Source organism: Aestuariivivens sediminis, from assembly GCF_022662105.1.
Taxonomy (GTDB): Bacteria; Bacteroidota; Bacteroidia; order Flavobacteriales; family Flavobacteriaceae; genus Aestuariivivens; species Aestuariivivens sediminis.
The window spans coordinates 138,996-151,204 of sequence record NZ_JAKMCP010000001.1 but is presented as its reverse complement, the minus strand read 5'-3'; the positions used below and the strand labels follow the sequence as shown (position 1 = coordinate 151,204).

Sequence of the window (12,209 nt, the reverse complement as noted above, 5' to 3'; positions counted from 1 at the left end):
AAGTTTAGGATTCCAATAACTAAAAACTAACAACTAGAAACTAAAAGAACATGGCAAAAACAAGTACAAAAAAACGTAAAGTTATTGTAGACGCAATGGGCGAAGCCCATATAGCAGCTTCATTTAACAACATTATTATCTCCCTTACCAATAAAAAAGGCGATGTGGTTTCATGGTCGTCTGCCGGTAAAATGGGATTTAGAGGTTCCAAGAAAAACACCCCCTATGCCGCTCAGTTGGCTGCTGAAGATGCTGCTTCCGTAGCATTGGAAGCCGGATTGAAAAAGGTAAAGGTTTATGTGAAAGGCCCCGGTAATGGTAGAGAATCTGCTATTCGGTCTATTCATAATGCGGGAATAGAAGTAACAGAAATCATCGATGTTACGCCACTTCCGCACAACGGGTGCAGACCTCCAAAACGCAGAAGAGTTTAAGCTGAACACCTTTCAGTTTATTTTAATAATAGAAAATAGTTAATAACAAGTATCAACAAGAGATTAACGGTTATCGAAGGATAAGATTAAGACCTTAATTCATAATCGCTCTTAAAACTCAATTTAAAAATGGCAAGATATACTGGTCCTAAAACTAAAATAGCGCGTAAGTTTGGCGAAGCTATTTTTGGAGACGATAAGTCTTTTGAAAAAAGAAATTACCCTCCGGGTCAACACGGAAACAACAGAAGACGTGGTAAGAGATCCGAATATGCAATCCAGTTGCAGGAAAAACAAAAAGCGAAATATACTTACGGTATTTTAGAGCGCCAATTTAGAAATTTATTTAAAAAGGCGAGAAGTGCTCAGGGCATTACAGGTGAAGTATTGTTACAACTTTGTGAGTCCAGATTGGATAATGTGGTATACAGAATGGGTATTGCACCTTCCAGAAGTGCAGCAAGACAATTGGTTTCTCACAGACACATAACGGTAAACGGTAATTTGGTTAACATTCCTTCTTACCAATTGAAAGCCGGAGATGTGGTGGCTGTTAGAGAAAAATCTAAATCACTTGAATCTATTGATAATTCTCTTTCCAATTCAAATCACATTTATGAATGGATTACCTGGAATAATGAAACCAAGCAAGGAACATACGTTTCAGTTCCGGCTAGAATCCAAATTCCGGAAAACATAAATGAACAATTTATAGTCGAATTATATTCTAAATAATAACAGATACAAATCTCAAATATGGCAGTATTTAATTTTCAAAAGCCGGACAAAGTAATCATGATTAATTCAACAGATTTTGAAGGGAAATTTGAATTTCGTCCTTTAGAACCTGGGTATGGATTAACAGTAGGAAATGCATTAAGACGAGTTTTATTGTCTTCCCTGGAAGGTTTTGCAATAACATCGGTTAGAATTGAAGGCGTAGATCATGAATTTTCTACAATTGCCGGAGTGGTGGAAGATGTTACTGAAATAATCCTAAATTTAAAGCAAATTCGTTTTAAAAGACAAATTGACGATATCGATAACGAATCGGTGTCCATATCAATTTCTGGTCAGGAACAGATATTAGCTGGTGATTTTCAAAAGTTTATTTCGGGATTCCAGGTACTCAATACAGAACAGGTTATTTGTAATTTGGATCCCAAGGTGAATTTCAACATCGAGATCACCATCGAAAAGGGTAGAGGATATGTGCCTGCCGAAGAAAACAAGAAAGCGTCGGCGCCCATTGGAACTATTTTTACGGATTCCATCTATACCCCGATAAAAAATGTTAAGTACAGTATAGAAAACTATCGTGTTGAGCAAAAAACAGATTACGAAAAATTGGTTTTTGAAATCATCACCGATGGTTCTATTACTCCTCAGGATGCGTTAACCGAGGCCGCTAAAACCTTAATTCATCACTTCATGTTATTCTCTGATGAGCGTATTACTCTGGAAGCCGATGAAATCGCACAAACGGAAACCTATGACGAAGAATCACTTCACATGAGGCAGTTGCTTAAAACGAAGTTGATCGATATGGATCTTTCCGTAAGAGCACTGAACTGTTTAAAAGCTGCTGAAGTGGATACCTTAGGGGACCTGGTGTCCTTTAACAAAAACGACTTAATGAAATTCCGTAATTTCGGTAAAAAATCTTTGACGGAGCTAGAGGAACTAGTCAGTGTTAAAGGTTTGAACTTCGGTATGGATTTAAGCAAATATAAATTAGATAAAGATTAATTAATTCTAACTCCTTTATAGTTTGCTCTCCCCGGAAAAAGGGATTGTAGCAAGATAAAGGTTTAACACAAATGTCATGAGACACGGAAAAAAATTCAACCACCTGGGAAGAAAGGCCCCGCATAGAAAGTCTATGTTGGCGAATATGGCCTGTTCATTAATTGAACATAAAAGAATTAATACAACGGTGGCTAAAGCCAAAGCCTTAAAACAATTCGTAGAGCCCATCTTAACGAAATCCAAAGAAGATACCACCCATAACAGACGGATCGTTTTTAGCAGGTTAAGACAAAAAGAGGCGGTAACCGAATTGTTCAGGGATGTTGCCGCTAAAATTGGGGATCGACCAGGAGGGTACACGCGAATCATAAAGCTTGGAAATCGTTTGGGAGATAATGCCGATATGGCCATGATCGAGCTTGTAGATTACAACGACATTTACAATGCCGATAAACCTAAAAAGAAAACCACCAGAAGAAGTCGAAGAGGAGGCTCCAAGCCTGCTGCCGCTGCTCCGGTAGAGACGACATCTTCAAATGAGGAAGAAGAGTAAATGTTGATAAACGTTTAACATATAAAGGATAAACTATTTTAGTTTATCCTTTTTTTTATGCAATTTTGTAAAACTTCATTCCTGCCCGGCAGGAACTTTTTGAATTTAAATAAACATATGAAATATCAAAAAAGACAAAAAGCCATCATTCTCCTTGCAGATGGCACTATTTTTCACGGTAAAGCAGTAGGTAATAAACAAGGCACTTCATTCGGTGAGGTTTGTTTTAATACGGGTATGACCGGTTATCAGGAAATCTTTACAGACCCGTCGTATTATGGGCAATTAATGGTAACCACCAATGCACATATTGGCAACTATGGCACCCATGTGGATGAAGTGGAGTCCGATTCCATTAAAATTGCCGGACTCATTGTGAAAAATTTCAGTTATGAGTATTCAAGGGTCAGTGCCGATGATTCCCTGGAAGCCTTCCTGGACAAAAATAACCTATTGGCCATTTCAGATGTCGATACAAGAGCCTTGGTGAGTTACATTCGGGATAATGGGGCTATGAACGCCGTTATATCCACCGAAGTGGATCAAATTGAACGGCTGAAAAAAGAATTGGCAGAGGTGCCCAATATGGAAGGTTTGGAGTTGGCTTCAAAAGTGTCTACCAAGGCACCGTATTATTTTGGAGATGAAAGAGCCACCTACAGGGTTGCCGCTTTGGATATAGGAATAAAAAAGAATATCCTGCGCTGTATTGCAAGCCGGGATGTCTATATTAAGGTGTTTCCTTATAATGCCAGGTTTGAAGACCTGGAGGCCTTTCAGCCGGACGGGTATTTCTTGTCCAATGGTCCCGGCGACCCGGAACCCTTAAAGGAGGCACAAGCCCTGGCCAGGGAAATAATCAAACGGGATTTGCCTTTATTTGGGATTTGCCTCGGGCATCAGATCATTGCCCTTGCCAATGGGGTGTCTACCTATAAGATGCATCATGGGCACAGGGGAATCAACCATCCCGTTAAAAACTTGATTACGGGAAAAGGAGAGATCACTTCACAAAACCATGGTTTTGCCGTGAATAGAGAAGAAGCCGAAAAGCATGACGAACTCCAAATAACGCATGTTCATCTTAACGATGATACCATAGCAGGATTGGCCATGAAACATAAAAATTGTTTTTCGGTACAATACCACCCCGAAGCCAGTCCGGGGCCACATGATTCGTCGTACCTGTTTGATCAGTTTATTGAAAATATCAAAAAAAGTAAACTGTCATTAGTAGAATAAATCCATAAAATTATCCTCAGATTTCACTAAAACGTTATAGATGCTTTTTTTAGGTATTTGTCCAAAATTAGGACTATAATGCTAAGATTAAGTCGTAAATTTGAGCTGTTAACAGTTTATAATCAAACCAATTATGAGTGCTATATTAAATATTCATGCAAGACAAATATTAGATTCAAGAGGGAACCCCACCGTGGAGGTCGATGTCATTACCGAAAACAATGTTTTGGGTAGGGCTGCGGTACCCTCGGGAGCGTCTACAGGAGAACACGAAGCGGTTGAACTTAGAGATGGAGGACCTGCCTACATGGGTAAAGGCGTGTTAAAAGCAGTGGAAAATGTAAATACCACCATAGCCGATGCCTTACTGGGTATTTCGGTTTTTGAGCAAAACCTCATCGATCAGATCATGATCGATTTGGATGGAACTCCAAATAAATCAAAATTAGGAGCCAATGCCATTCTGGGTGTTTCTTTGGCTGTGGCCAAAGCAGCAGCTGGGGAGTTGGGATTGCCGTTATACAGATATGTTGGAGGGGTGTCCGCAAATACTTTACCGGTTCCCATGATGAATATCATCAATGGAGGATCGCATAGTGACGCGCCAATTGCGTTTCAGGAGTTTATGATCATGCCCGTTAAAGCAAAAAACTTTACGCATGCCATGCAAATGGGAACCGAAATATTCCATCATTTGAAAAAAGTATTGCATGATCGCGGCTTAAGTACGGCCGTAGGTGATGAGGGGGGATTTGCACCGACTTTGGATGGTACGGAAGATGCGATCGAAACCATAGCAAAAGCGGTTCAAAATGCAGGCTATGCCTTTGGAGATGAGGTAAAAATTGCATTGGATTGTGCTTCGGCAGAGTTTTATGTGGACGGTAAATATGATTACACCAAGTTTGAAGGCGACACAGGAAAGGTAAGAACCAGTAAGGAGCAGGCGGATTATTTGTCGGAGTTGGTAGCAAAGTATCCCATTATTTCCATTGAAGATGGTATGGACGAAAATGACTGGGAGGGTTGGAAATACCTTACCGAATTGGTTGGGGATAAAGTGCAATTAGTGGGTGATGATTTATTTGTTACCAACGTAGAACGCCTTTCTCGAGGGATCGAAAACGGCATAGCCAATTCCATATTAATTAAGGTAAACCAAATAGGGTCCTTAACCGAAACTATTGCAGCCGTGAATATGGCTAAAAATGCAGGCTATACCTCAGTGATGTCCCATCGTTCAGGAGAAACGGAAGATAATACTATCGCCGATTTGGCAGTAGCCTTAAACTGTGGTCAGATCAAGACCGGTTCTGCGTCACGTAGTGATCGAATGGCGAAATACAACCAATTGCTTCGTATTGAAGAAGAACTTGATGATGTGGCCTATTTTCCACAAGAAAAAGCCTTTAAAGTAAAATAAAAACACATTTTTGAATTTTTGATAGCGGTTGTTTTTTTGAGCAATCGCTATTTTATTTTAACTCAATTTAAATAATATTCAAAAAGGTCTAAATCCGGCGAACCGGCTTTAAAAATAGGGAGATATTTCGTAACTTAGCGTTCTGCGTAATAACATAAATTTACTTAAACTTATGGCAAAAACAGCTACCATTGCGATAGATGGTCAAAACTACGAATTCCCACTAATTACTGGAACAGAAAATGAAGTTGCAATAGATATTTCATCATTGAGAAGTGCAACAAAGGGTATCATTACGTTAGATGCGGGTTATAAAAACACCGGATCCTGTAAAAGTAAAATCACCTTTCTTGACGGTGAGAATGGAATACTGAGATACAGGGGGTATTCTATTGAAGAATTAGCAGAAAAAGCCAGTTTCCTTGAAGTGGCTTATTTGCTTATTTTTGGTGAACTTCCCACTCAGGAGCAATATGAGAAGTTCTATAACGACATTAAATCGTACTCGGTTGTAGATGACGACGTTAGGAAAATTGTAGATGCCTTTCCAAAATCGGCGCATCCAATGGGAATTGTATCCTCCTTAACCAGTGCCTTGACAGCGTTTAATCCCTCCTCTGTCAATGTCAATTCCGAGCAAGAGGCGTATAAGGCCATTGTAAGAATCATAGGAAAATTTCCTGTACTTGTTGCGTGGACGTTTAGAAAAAAACACGGACTACCCTTGGATTATGGGGACAAGAATCTGGACTACGTGGAGAATGTTCTTAAAATGATGTTTAAGCAGCCCAATGAAGAATATGTTCAGAATAAGGTTATTGTAGAGGCTCTGAACAAACTTTTAATTCTGCATGCCGATCATGAGCAAAACTGTTCGACATCAACGGTCAGAATTACCGGTTCATCGCATGCCGGATTGTTTGTTTCCCTTTCTGCCGGAATTTCCGCCTTGTGGGGTCCACTTCACGGCGGGGCTAATCAGGCTGTACTGGAAATGCTGGAAGCCATTAAGGAAGATGGAGGAGATACCAAAAAATATATGGCCAAGGCCAAGGATAAAGATGATCCCTTCCGATTAATGGGCTTCGGACACCGTGTTTATAAGAACTTCGACCCCAGAGCACGTATCATTAAAAAAGCAGCCGATGACGTTCTGGATGACTTAGGTATTGATGATCCCATTTTAGATATCGCCAAAGGGCTCGAAAAGGAAGCCCTGGAAGATCAGTACTTTGTGGATCGAAAACTATACCCCAATGTCGATTTTTACTCCGGTATTATTTATCGTGCTTTAGGGATTCCCACAGATATGTTTACCGTCATGTTCGCACTGGGACGCTTACCGGGATGGATTGCCCAATGGTTTGAAATGCGATTAAATAAGGAACCTATCGGTAGGCCGAGACAACTGTATGTAGGAAAAACAGCACGCTCATTTGTTCCAATAGATAAACGATAAGACCTTGAATTTATACCATCATAAAGCTTCATGTTAATGTCATGAAGCTTTTCCTTTTTTTGGTCATTATTCGTAAATTTATTTCTAAAAGCGGATTAATTATCCTTAGTTTTGACTTTTAAATCGAGCCGGTAAAATTTATGCTAAAACTCAACATAAAAAACGAAACCTCCAGGTTAAGGGCTGTGATTTTAGGTACGGCAAAAAGTAATGGGCCCATACCTAAAGTTGAAGACTGTTATGATCCCAAAAGCATTCAGCATGTCCTAAACGGGACCTACCCCAGGGAGGAGGATATGATTTTGGAAATGGAGGCCGTTGCTGCAGTATTCAAAAAATATGACGTTACTGTTTACAGACCCAATGTCATTGAGGATTGTAACCAAATATTTTCCCGGGATATCGCCTTTGTCATCGAGGATAAAATCATCAGGGCTAATATTTTGCCCGATCGCGAAGATGAGGTGGAAGCCATAAGATATGTCTGGGATCAGGTAGATAGAGCAAACAGAATTGTTCTACCGGAAGCTTGCCACGTTGAAGGCGGTGATGTCATGCCTTGGAATGATTATATCTTTGTGGGCGTGTATTCCGGAGCAGATTATGCGGAATACATTACTGCCAGAACCAATCGGGAAGCGGTAGCAGCCATTCAGGACTTGTTTCCGGATAAAACCGTTAAATCCTTCGAATTGCGGAAATCGAATACCGATCCAAGAGAAAATGCCTTACACCTGGACTGCTGTTTCAATCCATTGGGGAAAGGGAAAGCCATAATTCATAAAAACGGATTCCTAAAGGAAGAGGAATACCAGTGGTTGGTCGATTTCTTTGGAAAAGATCATGTTTTTGAGATTACCAAAGACGAGATGTATGATATGTATAGCAATGTGTTTTCCATTTCAGACGATGTTATCATCAGTGAACAGGGATTTACACGCCTGAATACCTGGTTAAGACAACAGGGGTTTACCGTTGAAGAAGTCCCCTATGCCGAAATAGGGAAGCAGGAAGGCCTGTTGCGCTGTACCACCTTGCCGCTTATCCGGGATTAATCGATTCATCTGATGCGGATGCTGTGGTTTTTAAATTAATTAATGCGTTGTAATACTAAAAAAGACCTCTTGTTTGTAGAGGTCACCAAGACTCATGGAACAAATTACAAATACGGTTTTAATGATTCGTCCTATAAATTACAGGATGAATGAGCAAACGGCCATTAATAACTTCTATCAAAAGGAGCTAGAACATGTTTTACCCGAAACCATTAATACCCGGGCACAACTGGAATTTGATACCTATGTTGAAAAGTTAGAGCAAATCGGGGTTCAGGTTATTGTGATTAGCGATACCGGGGCATTTGATACCCCGGATTCCATTTTCCCGAATAATTGGGTGTCTTTTCATGAAAACGGCGATATAGCGATTTATCCGATGTTCGCTGAAAATAGGCGTTTGGAACGGCGGGAGGATGTATTTCAAATTCTGGAAGATAAGGGTTTTGTGATCCATAATATTATAGATTATACCAGTGCCGAAGATGAAGGTGTTTTTCTTGAAGGAACGGGAAGTGCGGTATTGGACCGCGTTAACCGAAAGGCCTATTGTGCCCTGTCGGCTCGTGCAGATGAAGGACTGTTCATCGAGTTTTGTGAAGATTTTGAATATATGCCGGTGATGTTTACCGCCTACCAGTCGGTTAATGAGACACGCGTACCTATTTATCATACGAATGTCATGATGTGTATAGGGGAAACCTTTGCCGTTATTTGTTTGCAAAGTATTGACGATCAGAAGGAACGCAGAACCGTTGTAAAACAATTAAAAGACGACGGCAAGGAGATTATTGATATCACCGAAGACCAGGTGAGTCATTTTGCTGGAAATATGTTACAGGTAAAAGGAGAAGACAGTACCCGCTATTTGGTGATGAGCCAGGCCGCCTACAATGCCTTAACCAAACAACAAATACAACGCTTGCAGAGACATACTCATATTATGTCCAGTTCTTTGGACACCATTGAAGCCTGTGGGGGGGGTAGTGCGCGTTGTATGCTGGCAGAGGTGTTTTTGCCCAAGAAGGTATAGGATCCTATTAAACGGATTTAGATTTTGGAAGCTGAACATAAAATGTACTGCCAACGTTTAACGTGCTTTCCACCCAGATCTTACCATTATTAAGTTCTACCAACTCCTTACAAATGGACAAGCCTAAACCAGTGCCTTTTTCATTATGGGTACCCGTTGTAGTGTAAGAACTGCCTTTAAAGAGTTTACTTAAGTTCTCCTTGGAAATGCCCACCCCGGTATCGGCGATGCTTAAAATACAACTGCCATTGCTAATATGGTTAGACACGGTAATGGTATCTCCTTTGTTACAAAACTTTAAGGCATTGGCAAGCAAATTCTGAATCACAATTTCAATCATGCTCCTATCGGCATAGGCAAAATCGCGCAGGGAATGGTCTATCAGTTGGATCCCCTTTTGAGCCATGCGTTGTTCAATCAGATTGATTTTATCTTCAAAAACTTCCTGAATATCAAACAGGCTGGGCTTGGGCTCTAGCGACTGCATTTGGGATTTAGACCAATTTAAAAGATTAAAGAGCAGGAGCGAGGCATTATTGGCATTTTCACTCAATTCAGGGATTAATTTGTCGAACTCTTCCTTGGATAGGGTATCATCCTTCAGCAAATCGATGAAACCATTAATGGATGATAACGAATCCTTTAAATCGTGGGAAATAATTGAAAATAATTTGTCTTTAACATTATTAATGTTTTCCAACTGGGCTATTTGTTCAAGGCTGGCTTCATACTGTAATTTGGCTTTCAGGTTTTCTTCCTCCAGATTCTGTACCAACTTCATGTTGTTCATGCGTTTGGAATTGGTCATTACAATAAATACAATGGCCATGATAAGAATGGCCAATAAAATATAAAAGAACAATTTGAAGGGGGTATGTCCATCCAGTCCGGTTTCAGGGGCTGAGGGAAGCAGGGCATTGGAATCATCTATTAAAAGCGGATCACGACCTTCTAAGTGGTCGTAAATGGCATCAGGACTTAAACTGTCCCTGCTTAATGAAACCTGTTTTCGGTCTAACCGTTCCTTTAAACTGTAATATTCGCGCTGCCAGACAAAAGCGCGGTCAAAGCGTCTTTTGGTGGAGTCCAGTTGCTTCATTCGGTCGTAATACCGTAAGAGTTCATGTTTATTATCCAATTCCTTGGCCATAACGCTTGCTTCCATCAATTGACGTTCGGCAAGGATTAACCGTCCTTGTTTCAGGTTTAGGGTTCCTAAATTTATTAAGGTCGTTAACAGGCCGGAGGTATTGTTGTTGCCTCTGTTGATGGACAGACTTTCCAATAGATAATTTGAAGCATTGGTAAAATCATTAAACTGTAAATATTCACCTCCTAATTTGGCTGAGATCGCCCCTTTCAGGGAATCATTATCGGTATTGTTCTGTAACAGGTTTTTATAGTATTCTATAGCTTTTCGATGCTCCCTTTTTAGAGAATATAACTCTGCCAATTTACCGTAGGAGTTATTTTTTCCCTGAACATCCTGTAAGGTCTCCTGCAGTGGCAAGGCCTTTAAAAAAAAGGTGATGGCTTTATCATACACCCCAATATGGTAATAGGCATCGGCAAGATTACTATAGGACAGACTCAGTTCCCGGTCGAGTCCTTTTTCTTCCAGAGTGGTCATGGCAGATAAGGCATAACGCAAGCCTTTAGCGTAATTCCCCCGTTTTATTTCAATGAGCCCAATACCGTTGTTCACTTTGGCTATGCCCAGGGTGTCCTTGAGTTGGTGATATAGGCTTTTACATGTGTGGTAACTGTTTATGGCATTGATATAATCGTTCTTTTTGGCATAAATTAAGGCTTTGTAATAGGTAATATCGGCAAGCCCTTTCTTGTAGTTTAATTCGGTGGTTAATTTTTCGCTTTTTACAATAAATCTTAGGGCTCTGTTATAGTCCTCATGGTCGTAAAGGCGTCTAATAAGTTCAAGGGAAGTATCTGCCTTTAAGGTGTCTTGTTTTTGATAGGCTAATTGCAACGTAAGGCTATCTATATCCTGAGTTTGTGAAAAACCTAAGAAAACAGTTAAAAAAGCACCTAACGTAATTAATTTCCTCATACAATATCTACATTAAACTAAAGCATTTAATAAATAGGTATTTTAAGGAGACCTTCATCGAGGGAAACAAGAGTTCTCTATATTACTAAATTTAAATGTATCTGCGCGTTAGTATTAAAAATATATTTTTGGTTGAAATGGATAATCAATAGCTTAACAAAATTTGTAAAATCGCCTATCAAAAGCTAATATTTAGGTTTTACTACCAATATATTAGATGAAATGGAGCGTAAAAATTCGGATAATAATCGACGAATAGATAAACAGCAGATATTATGGAATAACGACACTTCTGTCGATGAAATGCATTCCGAGGGAACCCTCTTTTTTTTAATGCCACGGTGTTCCCGCGAAATGGACCATATCGTAATTAAATAATGCTTATATTCAGGGGTTAACTTTATGAATTGCTATTATGAATAATACGGTAAAAAAAATTCTATTGATTGTAGGATTTGGGCTCTTAATTTACGGAATTTACACCCTTATTGCACCCGAAGCATCGGTAAGTATTGGTGATTTTAGTGTTGAAACTCAAGATAATTCAGATGCCTATATCACTATGGCCTTTGGATTGGTGGCTATTGTTTTAGGCTTGGTGGCCGCTAAAAAAAATTAAAACCCATTATGTTCCATTTCATTAAAGGCGAAATGGATGTTTTTTTTTAATGGGCACTCTTTTAAAACCTGAAATTGAAATGAAAAATGGATTCGACATTGCATTTTTAGACCATGTGGCTATTAGGGTAAGGGACTTAAACCATTCGGTGGCCTGGTATCAAAAGGTCCTGGGACTGCGAAAATATCAACTTCCCGAATGGGGTGAATTTCCCATTTTTCTCATGTCGGGTAAATCGGGAATCGCACTTTTCCCGGCTAAAATGGACGACCCTGCACTGGATTTACAGTCGAAGCATGTAAAGATTGACCATTTTGCCTTCCATGTCACCAATACCGATTTTGAAAAGGCAAAGCGGCATTACACCGAATTAGAACTGGAATTCCAGATTCAGGATCACCACTATTTTCATTCCATATATACCAGGGATCCGGACGGACATGTCGTGGAGTTAACAACCCTGGTGGTTCATGACCATGAATTTTATGGTACATAGCGTATGGGAATAACAGGGACGTATCGTGTGCAGTATGTGTAAAAATTCTATCTTTGCACCTTCAATAATACCCGCAGA

At 39.9% G+C, this 12,209-nt stretch carries 12 protein-coding genes; 11 read left to right on the top strand and 1 reads right to left on the bottom strand.

Annotated elements, in window-relative coordinates; genetic code table 11:
* The first annotated feature begins 50 nt into the window (after nucleotides 1–50).
* From rpsK to ctlX, 9 genes are all read left to right on the top strand, one after another.
* A complete protein-coding gene (rpsK, locus tag MR054_RS00635) occupies nucleotides 51–434 on the top strand; it encodes a 30S ribosomal protein S11 (RefSeq protein ID WP_242085909.1) in 384 nt (127 codons plus the stop codon).
* Nucleotides 435–563: 129 nt separating this feature from the next.
* Nucleotides 564–1,169, top strand: coding sequence for a 30S ribosomal protein S4 (gene rpsD / locus MR054_RS00630; protein WP_242085912.1), 606 nt, complete (start codon nucleotides 564–566; stop codon nucleotides 1,167–1,169).
* Nucleotides 1,170–1,190: 21 nt separating this feature from the next.
* Nucleotides 1,191–2,183: a DNA-directed RNA polymerase subunit alpha gene (locus MR054_RS00625; protein ID WP_242085913.1), complete on the top strand. Its 993-nt coding sequence runs from the start codon at nucleotides 1,191–1,193 to the stop codon at nucleotides 2,181–2,183.
* 76 nt (nucleotides 2,184–2,259) lie between these two features.
* Entirely contained in the window at nucleotides 2,260–2,736 is a 477-nt protein-coding gene (rplQ, locus tag MR054_RS00620) for a 50S ribosomal protein L17 (RefSeq protein ID WP_242085915.1), read from the top strand.
* Between the two features lie 117 nt (nucleotides 2,737–2,853).
* Entirely contained in the window at nucleotides 2,854–3,978 is a 1,125-nt protein-coding gene (gene carA, locus MR054_RS00615) for a glutamine-hydrolyzing carbamoyl-phosphate synthase small subunit (RefSeq protein ID WP_242155229.1), read from the top strand.
* Between the two features lie 133 nt (nucleotides 3,979–4,111).
* Nucleotides 4,112–5,401: a phosphopyruvate hydratase gene (eno, locus tag MR054_RS00610; RefSeq protein WP_242085919.1), complete on the top strand. Its 1,290-nt coding sequence runs from the start codon at nucleotides 4,112–4,114 to the stop codon at nucleotides 5,399–5,401.
* Between the two features lie 172 nt (nucleotides 5,402–5,573).
* Complete coding sequence (locus MR054_RS00605) at nucleotides 5,574–6,860, top strand: citrate synthase (RefSeq protein ID WP_242085929.1); 1,287 nt, start codon at nucleotides 5,574–5,576, stop codon at nucleotides 6,858–6,860.
* A gap of 140 nt (nucleotides 6,861–7,000) precedes the next feature.
* Nucleotides 7,001–7,915, top strand: coding sequence for a dimethylarginine dimethylaminohydrolase family protein (locus MR054_RS00600; protein ID WP_242085931.1), 915 nt, complete (start codon nucleotides 7,001–7,003; stop codon nucleotides 7,913–7,915).
* Between the two features lie 94 nt (nucleotides 7,916–8,009).
* Nucleotides 8,010–8,948 (top strand): citrulline utilization hydrolase CtlX, encoded by a 939-nt coding sequence (gene ctlX, locus MR054_RS00595; protein ID WP_242155218.1) that lies wholly within the window; start codon nucleotides 8,010–8,012, stop codon nucleotides 8,946–8,948.
* A 7-nt stretch (nucleotides 8,949–8,955) separates the two neighbouring features.
* Here the strand turns inward: ctlX and MR054_RS00590 are convergent, their stop codons facing one another.
* Nucleotides 8,956–11,016 (bottom strand): tetratricopeptide repeat-containing sensor histidine kinase, encoded by a 2,061-nt coding sequence (locus MR054_RS00590; protein WP_242155216.1) that lies wholly within the window; start codon nucleotides 11,014–11,016, stop codon nucleotides 8,956–8,958.
* Between the two features lie 415 nt (nucleotides 11,017–11,431).
* Here MR054_RS00590 and MR054_RS00585 point away from each other — a divergent pair, with 415 nt between their 5' ends.
* A complete protein-coding gene (locus tag MR054_RS00585; protein WP_242155214.1) occupies nucleotides 11,432–11,635 on the top strand; it encodes a hypothetical protein in 204 nt (67 codons plus the stop codon).
* Nucleotides 11,636–11,714: 79 nt separating this feature from the next.
* On the top strand, nucleotides 11,715–12,131 hold the full coding sequence (locus MR054_RS00580) for a VOC family protein (RefSeq protein ID WP_242155212.1): 417 nt from the start codon (nucleotides 11,715–11,717) through the stop codon (nucleotides 12,129–12,131).
* Nucleotides 12,132–12,209 lie beyond the last annotated feature (78 nt).

What these genes read in the sequence shown, in the direction of transcription:
- rpsK (WP_242085909.1), top strand. Translation starts at nt 51, where the DNA reads ATGGCAAAAACAAGTACAAAAAAACGTAAAGTTATTGTAGACGCAATG.
- rpsD (WP_242085912.1), top strand. Translation starts at nt 564, where the DNA reads ATGGCAAGATATACTGGTCCTAAAACTAAAATAGCGCGTAAGTTTGGC.
- MR054_RS00625 (WP_242085913.1), top strand. Translation starts at nt 1,191, where the DNA reads ATGGCAGTATTTAATTTTCAAAAGCCGGACAAAGTAATCATGATTAAT.
- rplQ (WP_242085915.1), top strand. Translation starts at nt 2,260, where the DNA reads ATGAGACACGGAAAAAAATTCAACCACCTGGGAAGAAAGGCCCCGCAT.
- carA (WP_242155229.1), top strand. Translation starts at nt 2,854, where the DNA reads ATGAAATATCAAAAAAGACAAAAAGCCATCATTCTCCTTGCAGATGGC.
- eno (WP_242085919.1), top strand. Translation starts at nt 4,112, where the DNA reads ATGAGTGCTATATTAAATATTCATGCAAGACAAATATTAGATTCAAGA.
- MR054_RS00605 (WP_242085929.1), top strand. Translation starts at nt 5,574, where the DNA reads ATGGCAAAAACAGCTACCATTGCGATAGATGGTCAAAACTACGAATTC.
- MR054_RS00600 (WP_242085931.1), top strand. Translation starts at nt 7,001, where the DNA reads ATGCTAAAACTCAACATAAAAAACGAAACCTCCAGGTTAAGGGCTGTG.
- ctlX (WP_242155218.1), top strand. Translation starts at nt 8,010, where the DNA reads ATGGAACAAATTACAAATACGGTTTTAATGATTCGTCCTATAAATTAC.
- MR054_RS00590 (WP_242155216.1), bottom strand. Translation starts at nt 11,016, where the DNA reads ATGAGGAAATTAATTACGTTAGGTGCTTTTTTAACTGTTTTCTTAGGT.
- MR054_RS00585 (WP_242155214.1), top strand. Translation starts at nt 11,432, where the DNA reads ATGAATAATACGGTAAAAAAAATTCTATTGATTGTAGGATTTGGGCTC.
- MR054_RS00580 (WP_242155212.1), top strand. Translation starts at nt 11,715, where the DNA reads ATGAAAAATGGATTCGACATTGCATTTTTAGACCATGTGGCTATTAGG.